The sequence below is a fragment of the Pseudoxanthomonas wuyuanensis genome (genome assembly GCF_900215535.1).
Taxonomy (GTDB): domain Bacteria; phylum Pseudomonadota; class Gammaproteobacteria; order Xanthomonadales; family Xanthomonadaceae; genus Pseudoxanthomonas_A; species Pseudoxanthomonas_A wuyuanensis.
In genome coordinates this window covers 121,475-139,013 of record NZ_OCND01000009.1, presented here as the reverse complement: position 1 = coordinate 139,013, position 17,539 = coordinate 121,475, and the positions used below count along the sequence as shown (strand labels likewise).

Genomic DNA, 17,539 nt, shown 5'->3' with positions numbered 1-17,539 from the left:
GCCCTCACGGAAACAGCATCCGCTTGCTCCATTGCCCGGTGCTGTCGCATTCGTAGCACCAGCGCTCGTGCAGGCGGAACTGCGCGCCGTACCAGAATTCGATGACCTCGGGAACCACCCGGAAACCGCTCCAGCCTTCCGGGCGCGGCACATCGCGACCTTCGAAGCGCGCTTCGGCCTGGGCGATGCGTTGTTCGAATTCCTCGCGCGAGGCCAGCGTTTCCGACTGCCGCGAGGCCCAGGCGCCAATCTGGCTCAGGCGCGGACGCGAGGCGAAGTACGCGTCGGCCTCGGCTGGCTCGACCAACTGCGTGCGGCCCTCGATACGGACCTGGATGCCGGCTTCGCGCAGGCTGCGCCACATGAACAGCAGTGCCGCGCGCGGGTTGGTTTCCAGCTCCCGGCCCTTGTGGCTGTGCAGATGGGTGTAGAACACGAAGCCGCGTTGGTCGAAGGATTTCAGCAGCAGCGTGCGCGCCGACGGGCGCCCGTCCGGCGTTGCGGTCGCCACCGTCATCGCATTGGGTTCGGTTTCGCTGCTCTGTCTTGCCTCTTCGAACAGGCTGGCGAAGGTGGCAAGGGCTTCTGCGTAGAGATCGGTCATCGGAACACCGGTGGGGAAAGCCGTCATCGCCGACGGCAGGCATGCGCTATTGTCTCGCGATGGTCGCCGATCCGCACGTCCCCGCCGCTGGCGGTTTCCCCGAAGCGCTGGTCGCCGCCGCGCTGGATGCGGCGCTGGCGCTGCCGGCGGCGGTGCCGGTGTTCGCCATCTCCGGATTGCAGGGCAGCGGCAAGTCAACGCTGGCCGCGCAGATGGCGGCGCTGGCCAGCCGGCGCGGACGCACCGCCGCGGTGCTGTCCATCGATGATTTCTATCTGGGCAAGGCCGCCCGCCAACGCCTGGCGCGCGATGTTCACCCGCTGCTGGCCACGCGCGGGCCGCCCGGCACCCACGACGTCGGTTTTGCCTGCGCCACGCTGGATGCGCTGAAACAGGGCGTCGCTGCAGCATTGCCGCGCTTCGACAAGCTGGCCGACGACACCGCCCCGCGCGCGTCGTGGCCGGTCGTGGCCGGCGCCGCCGATCTGGTGATCATCGAAGGCTGGCTGCTGGGCACGCCGGCCGAGGACGAGGCGGCGCTCGCCGCGCCGGTCAACGCGCTGGAGCGCGATGAGGACGCGGACGGGCGCTGGCGGCGCTATTGCAACGACGCGTTGCGCCGCGCCTATCCGGCGCTGTGGCGGCGTTTCGACGCGCTGTGGTTCCTGCAACCGCCGGGTTTCGAAGCGGTATCGCAATGGCGCTGGCAGCAGGAGCAGCAACTGGCGCGCGAACAGCCCGGCAAGCCGGCCATGGACTACGCTCAGGTGCAGCGCTTCATCGGCTTCTTCGAACGGGTCAGCCGGCAGGCACTGCGCACGCTGCCTGGCATCGCCGACCGTACGATTCCGCTGGATGCGCAGCGCAACGCGCTCCTACAGTGAAGAAAGAAGCGCTCTTGCCCTACTCCACCACGAAGGTGATGCGCAGGTTGACCCGCCATTCGGTGATGTTGCCGTCGCCGTCGGTCACCACCTTGATTTCGTTGACCCAGGCGCCCTTGATGTTCTTGACCGTTTCCGAGGTCTTTTTTAGCCCCGACTTCACCGCGTCCTCGACGCTGCTGGGGGAAGAGGCGAACACTTCGATGACTTTTGCCACGGACATGATGTACTCCTTGCTGACGGTCGGCGGCATTGCGCCGGGATTTCACCCTAGTGTGGTGTCCCGCAAATAGCTTGCTTATATGGCGTAGCGGATTGGCCCCCGAGACAAGGCGCGAGGAGGAGGCATAGCGGGACTATGGTGACGACGAGCAACGCAGGATCGGGGGCCAGGACCAAGTCAGATGGGTAAGCTATTTGCAGGACACCACACTAACCCCGCAGGTGTTAAGCCTTTGCCACGAAGTGCTAGCATCGGCGGCGATGAATCCCTCCCCCAATCTCGTCCTGATCGGGCCTACCGGCGCCGGTAAAACCTCCATCGGCAAGCGCGTGGCCGAGCGCTTCAGCCTGGAGTTCATCGACGTGGATCACTTCATTGTCGAGCGCGCCGGCGCCAGCATTCCGGCGCTGTTCGAGCACATCGGCGAAGCCGGCTTCCGCCAGCACGAAACGGCCGCGCTGAACGAACTGCTGGCGCAGTCCGGCAAGCTGATCTCCACCGGCGCCGGCGCGGTGCTGGACGCCGGCAACCGGCAGCGGATGCGCCAGGCCGGGTTTGTCGTCTACCTGCGCGTCAGCGTGGAGGCGCAGTTGAAGCGGTTGGGCCGTTGCAGCAACCGGCCGCTGCTGCAGCAACCCAATCGCGAGCAGGTACTGCGGGAGATGGCAGCGGTTCGCGAACCGCTGTATGCCGAAATCGCCGACCTGACCGTGGACACCGACGGCCTGCCGCCGCCGGAAGCCACCGCCCGCCTGATCCATCTGCTGGCCCAGCGCTGGCAACGCACCGAGTCCTTCGCATGAGTTCCGCGTCCCCTCTCCATTCCGGCCCCCGCATCGTCGCCGTTGGCGGCGAGCGCCCGTACGACATCGCCATCGCCCCCGGCCTGCTGGCCGATGGCGCCGCCCTGGCCGCGCAGGTCCGCGGCAAGCATGTGCTGCTGGTCAGCGATTCCACCGTCGCCCCGCTGTACGCCGGCGCGGTGCGCGAAGCCCTGCACGCGGCGCGCAGCGAACTGGTGATCGGCACCTTTGTGCTGCCGGCGGGCGAATCGTCCAAGACCCTGGCCAATTTTTCCGCCGCCATCGACGTGCTGGCCGGGCTGGGCGCCACCCGCGACGCCTGCGTGTTCGCGCTGGGCGGCGGCGTGGTCGGCGACCTGGCCGGCTTTGCCGCCGCCTGCTGGATGCGCGGAGTGGACTGCGTGCAACTGCCGACCACGCTGCTGTCGATGGTCGATTCCTCGGTCGGCGGCAAGACCGCGGTCGACATTGCGCAGGGCAAGAACCTGGTCGGCGCGTTCCATCCGCCGCGCGCGGTGTTTGCCGACACCGACACGCTGCGCACGCTGCCCGCGCGCGAGCTGCGCGCCGGCCTGGCCGAGGTGATCAAGTACGGCGCCATCCGCGACGAGCGCTTCTTCCGCTGGCTGCAGGCCGAACGCACCGCGCTGCTGGCCGGCGACGCGGAAACCCTGGCCCTGGCCATTGCCGCCAGCTGCGAGCACAAGGCCGAGATTGTCGAACGCGACCCGCTGGAAAAGGGCGAGCGCGCCCTGCTCAACCTGGGCCACACCTTCGGCCATGCCATCGAGACCGAACAGGGCTACGGCAGCCCGGACAACGACAACCTCAATCACGGCGAGGCGGTCGCGGTGGGCATGGTGCTGGCGGCACGGTTGTCGGCGGATCTGGGCATGGCGCCGGCCGCCGACACAGAGCGGCTGGAAACCCTGCTGCAGGCGTTTGGGCTGCCGACCGCCATTCCCGCCGGGCTGGCGCCGGACGCGCTGCTGGCGCGGATGCGGCTGGACAAGAAGAACCAGGCCGGCCGGCTGCGGCTGGTGCTGTGGCGGGGCATCGGCCAGGCCGAAGTGGTCGCCGATGTCGACGAACAACCCGTGCTGGCGGTGTTGGGCGGCTGTTGACGGTTCCCGAGGGGACTGAATCGAACGCCGCCACCGCCTTGCGCGCCCTTCCCTGAGGTATTACCTTGGTAACACCTCGGACGAGAGCCCGCTCATGGCATCGATCACCACCTTGAAACTGCCGGAAGAGTTGAAATTCCGCATCTCGGTCGCAGCGGCGGATGCGGGGAAGACGCCTCACGCCTTCATGATCGAGGCACTGACAGTCCAGACCGAAGCCGCCGAGCGGCGGCACGAGTTTGTCTCGCTTGCCTTGGCGGCCGAACAGGAAGTTGCCGCCGAGGGATTGGTTTATGACGCCGGAGAAACCTTCGTCTGGTTGCGCGACAGGCTGGCCGGAGGCCAATCGCATTCTCCCCGTGCCAGGCCGGTCACCCGGCGCAGATGACCCGGCTGATGCTGTCCCCGCAGGCATGGCGGGACATCGAAAGGCTTGCCGAATTCCTGATCGATAGCGATCCCGCCAATGCGGTCCAGACAGGCGAGTTGTTGATTTCGGGTTTGGCCGTGGTTGAATTGCACCCGCTCATCGGACGGGAGGTCGAATATGGCCTGCGGGAGCTTTTGATATCGCGGGGACGCAGCGGCTATGCCGCGCTTTACCGCTACTACGAAACAGAGGACACGGCACTGGTGTTGACGTTGCGCCACCAGCGCGAGTGTGGTTTCCCATCGATGGGATAGCCTGCGCCCGGACTGGCAAGGTTTGCAGGCTCTCGATGGGATGCCCCCAAAGGCCATAACACGCTCTAAAATGCCGGCATGCGCGTCTTCCTTCAGCAACACCCCAGCGCGGGTGAAGCTCCCCGCTACGTCCAACTGACCCTGCAGCCGGATCTGTTCGGCGGCTGGGAGTTGCTGCGCGAAAGCGGGCAGATCGGCGGGCGTTCCCAGCTCAAGCGCGAGCAATACCTGCTGCAGGACGAGGCCACCGCGGCGTTCGAAAAGGCCCGCGACAGCCATATCAAGCGCGGCTTCCAGGTCACTTTCGTGCATGGCGCCGAGGCGCCGAAGCCGTGAAACAGGCACCCAAGCCGCGCGCTGCGCTTGCCGGCATCGACACGGCATACGGGCAGCAACCGCCCACCCTTTGCCATTGACTCTTCGCAGGCGGCCAGCCGCCGGATTGACCACTTCAAGGAAACCGCACTTGTCCACTCCGCTGCAAAACGACCGCCTGCTGCGCGCACTGAAGCGCCAACCCGTCGACCGCACCCCCGTCTGGCTGATGCGCCAGGCTGGCCGCTACCTGCCCGAGTACCGCGCCACCCGCGCTGCCGCCGGCAGCTTCCTGGGCATGGCCAAGAACCCTGAGGTCGCCTGCGAAATCACCCTGCAGCCGCTGCGCCGCTTCGACCTGGATGCGGCCATCCTGTTCTCCGACATCCTGACCGTGCCCGATGCGATGGGCCTGGGCCTGTACTTCGTCGATGGCGAAGGCCCCAAGTTCGAACGCACCGTGCGCAGTGCCGCCGATGCGGAAAAGCTGGCCGTGCCGGACATGGAAACCGAACTGCGCTACGTGATGGATGCCATCCGGCTGATCCGCAGCGAGCTGGACGGCAAGGTGCCGCTGATCGGGTTTTCCGGCAGCCCGTGGACGCTGGCCTGCTACATGGTCGAAGGCGGCGGCAGCAAGGACTATGCGCGGATCAAGGCGATGGCGCTCAACGACCCGGCCACGCTGCACAAGCTGCTGTCGGTCAACACCGATGCGGTCATCGCCTATCTTTCGGCGCAGCGCGCGGCCGGCGCGCAGGCGCTGCAGGTATTCGATACCTGGGGCGGCGTGCTGAGCCCGGCGATGTACCGCGAGTTCTCGCTGCCCTACCTGACCCGCATTGCGCGCGAACTGGAGCGTGGCGATGGCGACGACCGGACGCCGCTGATCCTGTTCGGCAAGGGCAATGCGGCGCACCTGGAAGCGCTGGCCGGCAGCGGCGCCGAAGGCGTCGGCGTGGACTGGTTGGTGGAGCTGTCCGAAGCCCGCCGCCGCACCGGCGGCAAGGTCGCGCTGCAGGGCAACCTGGATCCGGCCGTGCTGTACGGTTCGCCCGAGGCGATACGCAACCAGGTCCGGCTCACGCTGGACAGCTATGCCGAAGGCGCCGGCGGCAGCCGCGATGGCCATGTGTTCAATCTGGGCCACGGCATGTCGCCGGACATGAATCCCGATCACGTCGCGGTGCTGGTGGATGCGGTGCACGAATTCAGCGCAAGATAGGCGCCGCCGGCCCGCACGAGCGGCCGACGCCGCGCGCATTGCCCACCAACCCGGAGCCAAGCAATGGATTGCCGCCAACCCTTGACCCTGCTGTTGTGGCTGGCGACAGCCGCTGCCGGCGTCTGCGCCGAATCGCCGTTGCCGGCCGTCGAGGCCGCCGGCGGCGATTTCCCGGTGCTGGTGCAAGTGCTGGACCGCTCGATGCAGGCCGATGACGCCGGCGCGTTGCTGGAACCGGGCTGCGCCGATATCCGCGCGCGCCGCGTCGACGAACTGCCGCTGCCCTGGCGCAAGATCGTCGAGCGCATCCATCTGGACTGCGAACAGGTCGGCGCGGAAAGTTCCGGCCTGGACACGATTGCGCTGGCCGGCACCGCCTACCTCAAGCCCGGCGCGATGCGCATGGCCGGGCACCCGGTGGCCGAGGTGCGGCTGATGGATTCGGAACTGTGGGGCGACCACCAGTACGTGCTGGAGGCCGACTACGCCAGCGTCGCCGCCGATCTGCGCGCGCTGGTCGAATCGCGCTGCGCGCAGCAGCGGATGCGCGAAGAAGACGCTGCCGGCAGCGATTGCACGATGACGGTCGGCCACGGCGGACTGTACCTGCCCACCGACGAAATCAGCGGCATCTGGATCCATGCCGATCCCGATGACCCGCAGCGGACCATTTACGCCGAAGCCTGGGCCGACTAGGGGCTGTTGCCGTTTCCCGAGTAGGCTGCGTTGGGTCTGGTAAGCCGTCAGTGGGCGTTGCGCGGCGCAGCGCCTGACTGGCCGTCAGGTCAAGCCGCGCGGCGGCCGCTGGCGGCTTACCAGGCCCAACCCGAAGGGCCGGATCTGCGCGCGCCCGGGGCGGTGTCATCGCTCGGGCGTGGACCAATGTCCACTTCCTCGCTCTTCCTTGCCCCGAACGCGCGCAAATCCGGCGCGACCTGCTCGGGAAACGGCAACAGCCCCTAGGACCTGGCAGGTTCTCCCGGGCTGACCGCCGGCCCTGGCCATGAGTTACCGATTCCACAGATGATAGGAAAGCACGCCCGGTGAGAAAACAATCAGCAAGCATCCTGCTGGCACTGACGCTGGCCTTGGCCAGCGCCGCTGGCGCGCAGGAGGTCGATTTCGCCGGCCGCTACGGCCACGACTACACCGCCAATGCCGACGAACCGGTCTGGGAAGTCCGCAGCGAAGGCGAAGGCTGGTCTGCGCAGTCGCTGGCCGAACCCGAACTGCATCCGGCCTATCGATTGACGCTGCAGGGACGCGAACGGTTCTGGCGCAAGATGCACTGGCCCGAAGGAACCGCCGCCGCCGCCGAGTGCCTGAGCTGGGGCCAACCGCCGCTGTCGCTGGAAGATCTGCTCGACGAGCGGGTTCCGCCCGGCCCGCAGCAGGACGGCTTTGGCGAATCCCTGCTGTGCCGGCTGCCGGCCCAGGTACGCCGCGATATCGACTGGCTCAGCGGCAACGAACAGGACTGGTTCTATTACGACTCGGTGGCCGGGGTGCTGGAGGTCAAGCCGCTGCGCTGAAGCGCGAGACCCGGTGCCGGGCGCTTCGCCCGACGACAGCGCCGGAGCAGGCCGCCGCAGCTTCCCGCGCAAGCCACCGGCGCTCCGGCTTCATGGCGTTTCCGTGTGCGCCATCAATTGTGCGATGGCCTCGGCCAGCATGTCGCCGGTCACCGGCTTGCGCAGGAAACCATCGAACCCGGCTGCGCGCGCCTGCGGTTCGGCCTCGGCGTCGGCGCGCGCGGTAATGGCCAGCAGCGGCGCGGCAAACCCGCCCTGGCGCAACTGCCGGGCCAGCATCAGGCCGTCGATGCCGGGCAGATCCAGATCCAGCAGCGCGATGTCGAACTGCTGCGTCGTCGCCTCGGTCAACGCGGCCAGGCCATGCGCGGCGTGGCTGACCCGGTGGCCGCGCGCGCGCAGCAGGCCGGCGATGACCTGCGCCACGGTGGCATCGTCTTCCACCAGCAATACCATCAGCGCGCGCGCCGGCAGCGGCGGCGCCTGCGCCTTGCGCGGTAGCGGCGCGGCGGTCGCCGGCAATGGCAATTCCACGACAAAGCGCGTGCCCACGCCCGGCGTGCTTTCCACGCCTATCCAACCGCCCATCGCTGCCGCCAGTTCCTGGCAGATCGCCAGGCCCAGGCCGCTGCCGCCGTAACGGGCGGCGGTGCGCGCGCCTTCGGCCTGTTCGAAGCGCTGGAACAGCCGCGCCTGCTGCTCGGCGTTGATGCCCGGACCGGTGTCGCTGATTTCCAGTCGCACGCGCTGGTCGGCCAGCGGATCGGCGCACAGCGAGACCTGCCCCTGTTCGGTGAACTTGATCGCATTGCCCAGCAGATTGAGCAGGATCTGGCGCAGCCGCAGCGGGTCGCCCCGCACCATCGGCGGCAGCGTCGGCGCCAGCCTGGCCGAAAACGCCAGCCCGCGCTTTTCCGCCACCGGTGCCATCAACGCGATCACATCGTCCAGCAGGCCATGCAGATCGAACGCGACCGACTGCAGTTCCATCTTGCCGGCCTCGATGCGGGCCAGGTCCAGCGCATCGTTGACCAGCCGCAACAGGTGGGTGCCGGCGCGCTGGATGGATTGGGTGTAGCCGCGCTGGGTGTCGTCCAGCGGCGTGGCCAGCAACAGTTCGCTCATGCCCAGCACGCCGGTCATCGGCGTGCGCACTTCGTGCCCCAGCGTGGCCAGGAAGCGGGTCTTGGCTTCGGATGCCTGCTGCGCCAGTTCGTGCTTGTGCACGGCCAGTTGCCAGGCGCTGCGGCGGCGAAGCCGGCGCCGGTAGGCAAGCGCCAGCCCGCCCAGCAGCGCTATCGCCACCGCGGCCGCGGCCAGCGACGCCCACCAGGTCCGCCACCACGGCGGCGCCACGGTGAAGGCGATGGTCTGCACCTGCGACCAGACGTTGTCCGCCGTCTTGCCGGCCACTTCCAGCCGGTAATGGCCCGGCGGCAGCTGCGAGAACGTGCGCTCGCCGCTGGCGCCCACCTCGACCCAGTCGCTGTCGAAATCCGACAGCCGGAAACGGTAGCGATGTCCCTGCACGTTGCTGTAGGAAATCAGCCGGGCGGTCACCTGCAAATCGCGGTCGCCATGCTCCAGTTGAAAGTGCTGCAGCTGGAATGGCTGCCCCAACGGCAGCGCCAGCGGGCCGGAAGCGCGGCGCACCGTGATGGCATCCACCACCAGCGGCGGCGCCGTCGTTGCCGGCCGCAACGACAGCGGGTCGAAGATCACCAGTCCGTGCGAGGCGCTGACGACCAACCGGCCATCCTGCAGCCGCTTGACCGGATCGGAGAGGATTTCCTGTCCCGGCAATCCGTCGTGGATGCCGTAGACCCGCACCGTGGGTTGCACCGGATCGATGCGGGCCAGGCCGCGGTTGCTGGCCGCCCACAGGATTCCGCGGCGGTCGACGGTCAGACCGGTCAACATCACCTGCGGCAGGCCTGCTTCCGCACCCAGCCGCTGCACCCGCCGGTACTGGCCTGCCTGCTGGCGGTAGCCCTCCAGCGCACCGGGCAGGGCCAGCCATAGCAGGCCTTCCCCATCGGTGGCAAAGGCGTCCACCTGCGATTGCGGCAGCCCGGGTACCGGCTGGAAACGTCCGGTACCGGCATCCCAAGCCAGCACGCCACCATCGCAGGCCAGCCAGATCCGGCCATCGGGCCCCAGGTCCAGTTGACTATAGGCACGGCCGGCAGCCAGGCCGTGCTGGCCGTCGAAACCGATGTTGCGGATCACCCGTCCTTCCGGACTGCGCACCTGCACGCCCCGTGCGCCCTGCCCGATCCACAGGCTGCCATCGGCCGCCTGCGCGATGGCATCGATATCGGCAGGCGCGGTGGCATCGCTGCCGGCATCCGCGCCCCAGCGCCTGACCGCACCGGAGGCCGGGTCGTAGCGCAACAGGCCGCCCGGATAGCCCACCCATACCTGCCCGTCAAAAGCCTCGGCCACCGCATAGGCCACCGTGCCATTGCCGACATCCTCAAGGATGCGCCGGACCAGCCCGGTCTCCGGGTCCAGCCGGTCCAGCGCACCGGATGATCCGACCAGCCACATGTCGCCGCTGGTCGAAGGCGCCACATCGAACACCTGGGTATTGCCCAGCGAAGTGGCCACGCCTTCGACCTTGTTCAGCACCGAAAACTGCCGCCAGGTCGGCGGCAGATACCACAGGCCCGAGTCGATGCTGGCGAACCACAGCCCGCCCTCGCTGTCCTGCAACGCGTTGGCCCATTGCGGCTTGACCCGGCCACGGGTGAGATTGCTGTACAGCGGCACTTCGAAGGTCTCGCCCTCCTCGCCGCGGCGCATGCCATCGTAGGTGTCCAGCCAGTGGATGCCGCTGCTGTCTTCCATCAGCAATCCATACACCGGCACCTGTTGGCGCAGACCCCAGGGATCCAGCGACCAGCTGCCGTCGGGCCGGTAGATGCCGGCTCCCATTACCGTGGCGATCCACAGGTTGCCGGCCCGGTCGAACCGTATCGAGGTCACGTACATCTCCGGGTGCGCCGCGTCGGGCAGGCGCTCGAAGTCGTGCCCGGTCCAGCGCGCGACGCCATGATCGGTGGCCACCCACAGGCTGCCGTCGGGCGCAATCTGCAGATCGGTCACGCCGGCGCCGGGCAGGCTGCGCGGATCGTCCGGCTGCGGCATGAAGCGGGTGACGCGCCCATCGCGATCCATCCGGTGCAGGCCGGCATCGTGGGTACCGAACCAGAGCGCGCCGTCGTCGGTCGGCAGCAGACTCCAGATGTGGTCCCCGCCGATGCCGGCAACGCTGCGCGCATCGAAATACCGGAATTGTTCGCGCTCCCGATCCAGCAGCGCCACGCCCGCACCCAAGGTGCCCACCCAGACCCGGTTGTCGGCATCCACCGCCACCGAGCTGACCACGTTTTCGCGCAGCCCCTCGCCTTGTCGCCAGATCCGGAAGCCGGCGCCGTCGTAGCGCACCAGGCCATCGGCGGTGGCCAGCCACAGGTAACCGTTCTGGTCCTGGGCGATCTGGTAGACGATATTGGAAGGCAGCCCGTCGGCCACGGTCAGTTGCCGCAGCTGCGGGGTTTCCGGCAATCCGGCGCGCGCCGGCGGCAGCGGCACCAGCGCCAACAACAGCAGCAACATCCAACGCATCAACGGCCGGCTTCCTGTACGGATTGCTCGCCCAGCAGCCGCTCGATGGCCTCGGCCAGCATGTCGCCGGTGACCGGCTTGCGCAGGAAGCCGTCGAAACCCGCCGCCTGCGCCTGCGGCTCGGCCTCGGCATCGGCGCGCGCGGTAATGGCCAGCAACGGCGCGGCAAACCCGCCCTGGCGCAACTGTCCCGCCAGCATCAGCCCGTCGATGCCGGGCAGGTCCAGATCCAGCAGCGCAATGTCGAACTCCTGCGTCGTCGCCTCGGCCAGCGCCGCCAGGCCATGCACCGCGTGGCTGACCCGGTGCCCGCGCATGCGCAACAGACCGGCAATGACTTCGGCAACGGTCATATCGTCTTCGACCAGCAGCACCTTCAGCGCCGCCGTCTTCGGCTTGCCGACGTCCAGCCGGCGCTGCTGCGGCGGCGGCCCGCTGGCGGGCGCGAACGGCAGCTCCACGACAAAGCGCGCGCCCACGCCCGGCGTGCTTTCCACGCCTATCCATCCACCCATCGCCACCGCCAGTTCCTGGCAGATGGCCAGGCCCAGGCCGCTGCCGCCGTAACGGGCGGCCGTACGCACGCCGTCGGCCTGTTCGAAGCGCTGGAACAGGCGCGCCTGCTGCTCGGCGTTGATGCCCGGACCGGTGTCGCTGATCTCCAGTTGCACGCGCTGGCCGGCCAGAGGACCGGCCCGCAGCGAGACCTGCCCCTGTTCGGTGAACTTGATCGCATTGCCCAGCAGATTGAGCAGGATCTGGCGCAGCCGCAGCGGATCGCCGCGTACCCATCGCGGCAGTCCCGGCGCAAGCTCATCGGAAAAACGCAGGCCGCGCTTGCCGGCTACCGGTGCCATCAGCGCGACCACGTCGTCGAGCAGCGCGTGCAGATCGAAATCGACCGACTGCAGTTCCAGCTTGCCGGCCTCGATGCGGGCCAGGTCCAGCGCATCGTTGACCAGCCGCAGCAGGTGGGTGCCGGCACGCTGGATGGACTGGGTATAGCCGCGCTGGGTATCGTCCAGCGGGGTTTCCAGCAGCAGTTCGCTCATGCCCAGCACGCCGGTCATCGGCGTACGCACCTCGTGCCCCAGCGTGGCCAGGAACCGGGTCTTGGCCTCCGATGCCTGTTCGGCCAGTTCGCGCTTGTGATTGGCCAGTTGCCAGGCGCTGCGCCGGCGCACCCGCCGCTGGTAGGCTGCCGCGGTCCAGGCCAGCCACAGCACCGCCAGCGCCACGAATGCGGCTATGCCCCATGGGCTGCGCCACCAGGGCGGCAGCACGCGGAACGCCAGCGTCTTTTGCGCCGAGGCATTGCCTGCCGCATCGATGCCCTGCATATGCAGCGTGTAGCGCCCCGGCGACAGCGCCGAGAACACCCGCTCGCCGGTGGCGCCCTGTTCCACCCAACCGCTGTCGAAACCGTCCAGCCGGGTGCGGTAGCGGTTCGAAGCCGGATCCTCATAGGCCAGCAGGCGCATGCTGATCTGCAACTCGTGCTCCCCGGACTGGATTTCAAAGCCGCCCTGCAATGGCAGGCCGCGATGCTGATCGCCGCGGCTGACGCTGATGCTGTCCAACATCAGATTGGGCTCGAACCGGTCGCGTTCGGCCATGCCGGTGTCCAGCAGCATCACCGAACCATCGGCCGCGCTGCCGACCAGCACTCCGTCGGCGGTCATCAGCAATGCGCGATCGTTGAATTCCTGGTTGAGCAGGCCATCGCGCACGCCGAAGTTGCGCACGCCAACCGGTTGCTCCGGGACCGCTTCGATACGGAACAGGCCGCGCCGCGTCGCCAGCCAGGGCCGGTCCTGGCCATCGATCCGCAGCCCGGTCGATTCCACCGCCGGCAAACCCTCGCGTGCGCCAATATCGAGTTGTTTCTGCCAGCGCCCATCGGCTTGCCGCTGCCAGCGTTCCAGCCCGGACAGGCGGTGCAGCCACAACCGCTGCTGGCGGTCGAACGCCAGCGAATAAACCCTGCCGCCGCCAAACGCATCTACCGGCACGAATCGCCGCGCCTGCGGCTGCCAACGCATCAAGCCGTCGCCGGCAGCCAGCCAAGGCTGGCCGTCGGGTCCCAGCGCCATCGCTTCGATCTCGACAAACTCGTCGCCGCCAAGCGCGGTCATCTGATCGGTCACGCGCCCGGTCGCCCGGTCGCGGCGCTGGATGCCGCCCATCTGCGTGGCCAGCCAAAGCCCGCCATCGGACGTGGCCAGCAACCAATCGATCGATCCGGCATCCGGTACCGGGTCCCGGGCCGCAGTCGTCTTCCATTCTCGCAACGCGCCGGTTGCCGGTTCGTAGCTCAGCAGGGCGTTGCGGGCTCCTATCCACAAGCGCCCTTCATCGTCTTCCAGCGCGGAGGTGAAACGGTGCGATTTCAGTCGTTCCGCGTGCAGTTCCAATGCGGCCACTTCACCGGTCCGCGCGTCCAGCCGCTCGATCTGGCCGATGGAACTGCCCAGCCACAATCCACCGTCGCGCGATTGCGCCAGCGCGCGATAGAGTCCGCCACCCAGGCCGTTTTCGGCGGAAAAAGCCGCAATGCGCCGCCAGTCCGAGCGCAGGTAGGCCAATCCCTTGGTGGGAATGGCCACCCACAGCGCGCCATCGGGCTGCACCAGCAACGCCTGCAGCACACGTCCGACACCGTTGCTGTCCTGGTCGTGGGTCACTGGCGTCGGCGCGCTGTCGCCGGAAGTCCGCCACAGGCCGCGCTGGCTGCCCAGCCAGTATTCGCCCGCGCCATCGCTGGCGACCGCAATGACGGCATTGGGACGGGCGAACATCGGCGACCACGCCGGCGTGATCCAGGCCGCGTCCTGCCAGCGGAATACGCCTTCGGCGCTGCCGACCCACATGGCATCGGCCTCGGGCGTGATCGAATAGACGATGGGACTGCCGCCTACCGGCAAAGCCTGGCGCCGTATCCGCTGGCCGTCGTAACGGGCCAGTCCGGCCAGCGTGCCAATCCATAATCCGCCCTTGCTGTCGAACGCCAGCGACAGCACCGTGTCCGAAGGCAGGCCATCGGGCGCGGCGGCGAACCGGGTCACCTTGCCAGCGTCGTCCAGCCGGTGCAGACCGCCGCCGAAGGTACCGAACCAGATTTCATCGCCGCGGCTGGCGATGGCGAAGACATCGTCGCTGCCGATGTCCGGATGGTCGGCCATGCGGTAATGGCGAAAGCCGTTGCGCCCGGCATCCATGACGCTCAGGCCACCGCCTTCGCTGGCCACCCAGACCCGGTCGCGTTGGTCGACATGCAACGCCTGCACGACGTTGCCGCGCAGCGAGGCCGGATCCGACGGGTCGTGCCGCCAGACCCGGAAACTGACGCCGTCGTAACGTGCCACGCCGTCCCAGGTCGCCATCCACAGATAGCCCTGGCGGTCGCGCGCCAACGCGGTAATGGTGGTCGAAGGCAACCCGTCGGCGACGCCGAGCATGCGGAAACGCGGAATCTCCGGTACCGCAGCCGGCGCCTGCGCGCATACCCAGAGCAATCCCAGCAACCAGACTCGCAATCGCTTCCCCACGCCATCTCCGTTGACTTCGCTCCGCCGGGCATCCTCGCAACGGACCGTTGCATGTGCAAGCGCGGTATCTTGCCGGCCAGCCCCTAGAATCCCCCGACCATGCCAACTGCCCGTGCCGCCCACCGTATACGTCTCATGCCAGGACTGGCGCTGGGCCTGCTGGCAGCGCTGTGGGCAGGCACGGCAATGGCGGCATCAGGCACCTATCAGCTGGACCCGGTGCATACGCGGGTGATGTTTGCGGTGGAACACGCCGGCTTTTCCCAGGCCATCGGCACCGTGTCGGGCAGCACCGGCACGCTGGAGTTCGACCCGGACGACTGGCGCAGCGCGCGGCTCGAGGTTTCGGTACCGCTGGACAAGCTGGATCTGGGCGATGAGCGGTGGAACGAAGCCACCCTGGCGCGCAACCTGCTGGACGCCGCGCGGCACCCGGCCGCGACCTTCGTTTCCACCTGCATCGAACCGATCGACGCACAACGCGCCTCTGTCTACGGCACCCTGACCCTGCGCGGGGTTTCCCGCGAAGTGAAACTGGACGTGACATTGAACGCCATCAAACGCCATCCGCTGCCGCCGTTCCGCCGCACCGCCGGTTTTTCCGCCAGTACGGTCATCAGCCGCGCCGACTTTGGCATCACCGCCTGGAAGTCGGTGATCGGCGACCGCGTGGAACTGCGGATGGAAGTGGAAGCCGTACGCGGCCGTGCCGGCGCCAACGGTTCCGCCCCCGACGACGATAGCCAGGGCGACGCGCCAAACATCGACGACGCCGGCACGGCCGACGACGACAGCCTGCCTCCCCTTCCCGATCCGGCACCGGAGCCGACCCCATGACCCTGAAAAACACCGCCGACCGCTGGGGCCCCGTCAGCCAGTCGCTGCACTGGCTGATCGTGCTGCTGATCCTGGGCCTGGCCGTGGTGGGCCTGACCATGGGCGAATTGCCCAAGACCCCGAAGTATTTCTGGGTCTATACCGCGCATAAATCGTTGGGCCTGACCGTATTGGCGCTGGTGCTGCTGCGGCTGGGCTGGCGCTTGTACGCCGGCAGCCCCGACCCGGTGCCCGGCACGCCCACCTGGCAGCACCGTATCGCTTCGTTCACCCACGCGCTGCTGTACGCATTGATACTGGCGATGCCGCTGTCGGGCTGGCTGTACGACTCGGCCAGCGGGCTGCGGCCGTTCCGCTGGTTCGGCCTGTTCAACGTGCCCAAGCTGACCGCGCCGGATGAAGCCGTCAGCAGCTTCGCCCGCGGTGCGCACGGCTGGCTGTTCTGGCTGCTGGTGGCGCTGGTGCTGCTGCATGCCGGCGCGGCGCTGTACCACCACCTGTTCCAGCGTGACGCCACGCTGGCGCGCATGCTCCCCCAGGGTTGGCTGAAGCCGGCCCCCACCGAAAGCACTCCCGAAAACACCCCCAAGGATCCCCCGCATGTCGTCTGATTCAAAACCCCGCGGCTTCGCCTCCCCCGCCCTGACCGCAGCCGCCCTGGTCGCCATGATGGCCGCCGCGCCGGCCGCGATTGCCGCCGACTATGTGCAGGCGCCGGGCTCGACGCTGGTATTCGCCAGCAAGTACGACGGCGAAGTGTTTACCGGCCGCTTCGCCGGCTTCACCACCACGCTGAGCTTCGACCCGGCGCAGCTGGCCAACGCCAAGCTCGACGTGGTCATTCCGCTGACCAGCGCCAAGACCGGCAACGACGACCGCGATTCCACCCTGGCCGGCAGCGATTTCTTCAATGTGGCCAAGTTTGCGCAGGCGCGCTATACCGCCAGCAAGTTCCGCGCGCTCGGCGGCGACCAGTACGCGGCCGACGGCACCCTGAGCCTGCGCGGGGTCAGCAAGCCGGTCACGCTGACCTTCACCTGGGCCCCCGGCGCGCAACCGGTGCTGACCGGCAAGGCCACCGTCAAGCGGTTGGAGTTCGGCGTCGGCGGCGGCGACTGGGCCGATACCAAGACCATCCCCGACGAAGTGGCCATCAGCACCAAGGTCGTTTTCAAGCCGAAGTAATTCGGCGACAAGCTGCTCAGCGACGACAGAAACGCCGCTCCGGATTGCCCTGCGGCATTTCCAGCAGACCCATGCCGTAGCTGAGGGCACCGAGGAGATCGCCTTCCTGCTTGTCCTTGTGGCAAGCCAGGCATTCCGGCTGCGCGCGGATCGGCCCGATCACGCGCTTGCCTTGTGCCTCTTTCTGGACCACCAGCGTCTGGCCTTTCGTCAATGCTTCAAGCGCCTGACGCTCCGAACGGGAAAGACCGCGGCCGGGAGGCGCCATCGGAAGCGCCGAATCCCCATCGCTGTGCTGGAAACCCATGAACCGACTGGCATACGCCACAGGCGGATCATGCCTGGCGATGCCGATTAGCTGTACGTCGTACACGCACTGGCCGCTGTCGCCGACGGTATCGAACCTGTAACGGTGCATTTGCGCCATCATCGGTGAGATCCGCCGCTTGCCGAAGCCCTCGCTATCGACGAAGGCCTTGACGAAATCGGCATGCATCGCCTGCAAGGCCGGAAGATCCCGATCCGTCTCCGCAAACGCCGCCGATGGTCCCAGGCCGATTCCCGCCAGGGCCAGCCCCAGTACGAAGGTACGAAACATGCGGTTCTCCCTTGGCTTGCAGTAGCGCCAGCCTATCCGGGTTGCGCCATTTCGCATGACCTGCCCGGCGATCTATTTTGCCGGCGGACAGTTTGCCGGGCCGAGAAAGGCCTGCACGCGCCCGGCATCGAATGGCCAATCCAGCTCGATGTCGCGGCGTTCATCGCGCAGCACCGGTACGCGGATGCCGTAGCGTTGCTCCAGTGCGTCATCGCCATCGATGAAAACGCTGTCGAATTCCGGCACGCGCACAGCGGCCAGTACATCCAGCGCCAGATCGCACAGATGGCAGTCGTCACGCTGGTACAGGGTCAGATTGGCGGACAATGGCTTTGGCCTCGTGTTGC

General features: G+C 67.8%; 18 protein-coding genes. 12 read left to right on the top strand and 6 right to left on the bottom strand.

Annotated features, from left to right (window positions below):
- Positions 1-4 precede the first annotated feature (4 nt).
- Complete coding sequence (gene pdxH / locus CRO39_RS16845; RefSeq protein WP_097123123.1) at positions 5-604, bottom strand: pyridoxamine 5'-phosphate oxidase; 600 nt, start codon at positions 602-604, stop codon at positions 5-7.
- Between the two features lie 59 nt (positions 605-663).
- Here pdxH and CRO39_RS16840 point away from each other — a divergent pair, with 59 nt between their 5' ends.
- Positions 664-1,488: a kinase gene (locus CRO39_RS16840; RefSeq protein ID WP_097123122.1), complete on the top strand. Its 825-nt coding sequence runs from the start codon at positions 664-666 to the stop codon at positions 1,486-1,488.
- Between the two features lie 19 nt (positions 1,489-1,507).
- On the opposite strand, the gene CRO39_RS16835 is transcribed toward CRO39_RS16840, so the two are convergent.
- Complete coding sequence (locus tag CRO39_RS16835; RefSeq protein ID WP_097123143.1) at positions 1,508-1,711, bottom strand: dodecin family protein; 204 nt, start codon at positions 1,709-1,711, stop codon at positions 1,508-1,510.
- A 260-nt stretch (positions 1,712-1,971) separates the two neighbouring features.
- Here CRO39_RS16835 and CRO39_RS16830 point away from each other — a divergent pair, with 260 nt between their 5' ends.
- The 8 genes from CRO39_RS16830 (at position 1,972) to CRO39_RS16795 (ending at position 7,394) form a co-directional block, all read left to right on the top strand.
- A complete protein-coding gene (locus CRO39_RS16830) occupies positions 1,972-2,514 on the top strand; it encodes a shikimate kinase (RefSeq protein ID WP_097123121.1) in 543 nt (180 codons plus the stop codon).
- Complete coding sequence (gene aroB / locus CRO39_RS16825) at positions 2,511-3,638, top strand: 3-dehydroquinate synthase (protein ID WP_097123120.1); 1,128 nt, start codon at positions 2,511-2,513, stop codon at positions 3,636-3,638. The genes CRO39_RS16830 and aroB overlap by 4 nt, the downstream gene beginning before the upstream one ends.
- Positions 3,639-3,732: 94 nt before the next feature.
- Complete coding sequence (locus CRO39_RS16820; RefSeq protein ID WP_097123119.1) at positions 3,733-4,026, top strand: hypothetical protein; 294 nt, start codon at positions 3,733-3,735, stop codon at positions 4,024-4,026.
- Positions 4,023-4,322, top strand: coding sequence for a type II toxin-antitoxin system RelE/ParE family toxin (locus CRO39_RS16815; RefSeq protein ID WP_097123118.1), 300 nt, complete (start codon positions 4,023-4,025; stop codon positions 4,320-4,322). Before CRO39_RS16820 ends, CRO39_RS16815 begins: the two co-directional genes overlap by 4 nt.
- A gap of 78 nt (positions 4,323-4,400) precedes the next feature.
- Positions 4,401-4,658, top strand: a complete 258-nt coding sequence (locus CRO39_RS16810) for a WGR domain-containing protein (RefSeq protein ID WP_097123117.1) — start codon at positions 4,401-4,403, stop codon at positions 4,656-4,658.
- A 142-nt stretch (positions 4,659-4,800) separates the two neighbouring features.
- Positions 4,801-5,862 (top strand): uroporphyrinogen decarboxylase, encoded by a 1,062-nt coding sequence (gene hemE, locus CRO39_RS16805; protein WP_425479721.1) that lies wholly within the window; start codon positions 4,801-4,803, stop codon positions 5,860-5,862.
- 63 nt (positions 5,863-5,925) lie between these two features.
- The gene (locus CRO39_RS16800) at positions 5,926-6,558 is read left to right on the top strand and encodes a hypothetical protein (RefSeq protein ID WP_097123115.1); all 633 of its coding nucleotides are present in this window, start codon (positions 5,926-5,928) and stop codon (positions 6,556-6,558) included.
- A 347-nt stretch (positions 6,559-6,905) separates the two neighbouring features.
- Complete coding sequence (locus tag CRO39_RS16795) at positions 6,906-7,394, top strand: hypothetical protein (RefSeq protein WP_097123114.1); 489 nt, start codon at positions 6,906-6,908, stop codon at positions 7,392-7,394.
- A 90-nt stretch (positions 7,395-7,484) separates the two neighbouring features.
- Here the strand turns inward: CRO39_RS16795 and CRO39_RS16790 are convergent, their stop codons facing one another.
- Positions 7,485-11,024 carry a hybrid sensor histidine kinase/response regulator gene (locus CRO39_RS16790; RefSeq protein WP_097123113.1) on the bottom strand — a complete coding sequence of 1,180 codons (3,540 nt, stop codon included), beginning with the start codon at positions 11,022-11,024 and terminating at the stop codon, positions 7,485-7,487.
- Positions 11,024-14,572 (bottom strand): two-component regulator propeller domain-containing protein, encoded by a 3,549-nt coding sequence (locus CRO39_RS16785; protein WP_238394689.1) that lies wholly within the window; start codon positions 14,570-14,572, stop codon positions 11,024-11,026. Before CRO39_RS16785 ends, CRO39_RS16790 begins: the two co-directional genes overlap by 1 nt.
- 99 nt (positions 14,573-14,671) lie before the next feature.
- On the opposite strand from CRO39_RS16785, the gene CRO39_RS16780 reads away from it, so the two are divergent.
- From CRO39_RS16780 to CRO39_RS16770, 3 genes are read left to right on the top strand one after another with little or no spacing between them, the layout of a single operon-like run.
- Positions 14,672-15,409 carry a YceI family protein gene (locus CRO39_RS16780; RefSeq protein ID WP_425479717.1) on the top strand — a complete coding sequence of 246 codons (738 nt, stop codon included), beginning with the start codon at positions 14,672-14,674 and terminating at the stop codon, positions 15,407-15,409.
- Positions 15,406-16,020: a cytochrome b gene (locus CRO39_RS16775; RefSeq protein ID WP_097123110.1), complete on the top strand. Its 615-nt coding sequence runs from the start codon at positions 15,406-15,408 to the stop codon at positions 16,018-16,020. Before CRO39_RS16780 ends, CRO39_RS16775 begins: the two co-directional genes overlap by 4 nt.
- Positions 16,010-16,594 (top strand): YceI family protein, encoded by a 585-nt coding sequence (locus CRO39_RS16770; RefSeq protein ID WP_097123109.1) that lies wholly within the window; start codon positions 16,010-16,012, stop codon positions 16,592-16,594. The genes CRO39_RS16775 and CRO39_RS16770 overlap by 11 nt, the downstream gene beginning before the upstream one ends.
- A 16-nt stretch (positions 16,595-16,610) precedes the next feature.
- Here the strand turns inward: CRO39_RS16770 and CRO39_RS16765 are convergent, their stop codons facing one another.
- On the bottom strand, positions 16,611-17,090 hold the full coding sequence (locus CRO39_RS16765; protein WP_141400845.1) for a DUF3365 domain-containing protein: 480 nt from the start codon (positions 17,088-17,090) through the stop codon (positions 16,611-16,613).
- Between the two features lie 174 nt (positions 17,091-17,264).
- Positions 17,265-17,519: a glutaredoxin family protein gene (locus tag CRO39_RS16760; protein WP_176520222.1), complete on the bottom strand. Its 255-nt coding sequence runs from the start codon at positions 17,517-17,519 to the stop codon at positions 17,265-17,267.
- Between the last annotated feature and the right edge of the window lie 20 nt (positions 17,520-17,539).

Bases quoted from the DNA above. Each gene is read 5' to 3' on its own strand.
- aroB (WP_097123120.1), top strand. From the start codon at position 2,511: ATGAGTTCCGCGTCCCCTCTCCATTCCGGCCCCCGCATCGTCGCCGTT.
- CRO39_RS16815 (WP_097123118.1), top strand. From the start codon at position 4,023: ATGACCCGGCTGATGCTGTCCCCGCAGGCATGGCGGGACATCGAAAGG.
- CRO39_RS16765 (WP_141400845.1), bottom strand. From the start codon at position 17,090: ATGCATGCCGATTTCGTCAAGGCCTTCGTCGATAGCGAGGGCTTCGGC.
- CRO39_RS16800 (WP_097123115.1), top strand. From the start codon at position 5,926: ATGGATTGCCGCCAACCCTTGACCCTGCTGTTGTGGCTGGCGACAGCC.
- CRO39_RS16830 (WP_097123121.1), top strand. From the start codon at position 1,972: ATGAATCCCTCCCCCAATCTCGTCCTGATCGGGCCTACCGGCGCCGGT.
- pdxH (WP_097123123.1), bottom strand. From the start codon at position 604: ATGACCGATCTCTACGCAGAAGCCCTTGCCACCTTCGCCAGCCTGTTC.
- CRO39_RS16810 (WP_097123117.1), top strand. From the start codon at position 4,401: ATGCGCGTCTTCCTTCAGCAACACCCCAGCGCGGGTGAAGCTCCCCGC.
- CRO39_RS16820 (WP_097123119.1), top strand. From the start codon at position 3,733: ATGGCATCGATCACCACCTTGAAACTGCCGGAAGAGTTGAAATTCCGC.
- CRO39_RS16780 (WP_425479717.1), top strand. From the start codon at position 14,672: ATGCCAACTGCCCGTGCCGCCCACCGTATACGTCTCATGCCAGGACTG.
- CRO39_RS16790 (WP_097123113.1), bottom strand. From the start codon at position 11,024: ATGCGTTGGATGTTGCTGCTGTTGTTGGCGCTGGTGCCGCTGCCGCCG.
- CRO39_RS16840 (WP_097123122.1), top strand. From the start codon at position 664: ATGGTCGCCGATCCGCACGTCCCCGCCGCTGGCGGTTTCCCCGAAGCG.
- CRO39_RS16775 (WP_097123110.1), top strand. From the start codon at position 15,406: ATGACCCTGAAAAACACCGCCGACCGCTGGGGCCCCGTCAGCCAGTCG.
- CRO39_RS16770 (WP_097123109.1), top strand. From the start codon at position 16,010: ATGTCGTCTGATTCAAAACCCCGCGGCTTCGCCTCCCCCGCCCTGACC.
- CRO39_RS16835 (WP_097123143.1), bottom strand. From the start codon at position 1,711: ATGTCCGTGGCAAAAGTCATCGAAGTGTTCGCCTCTTCCCCCAGCAGC.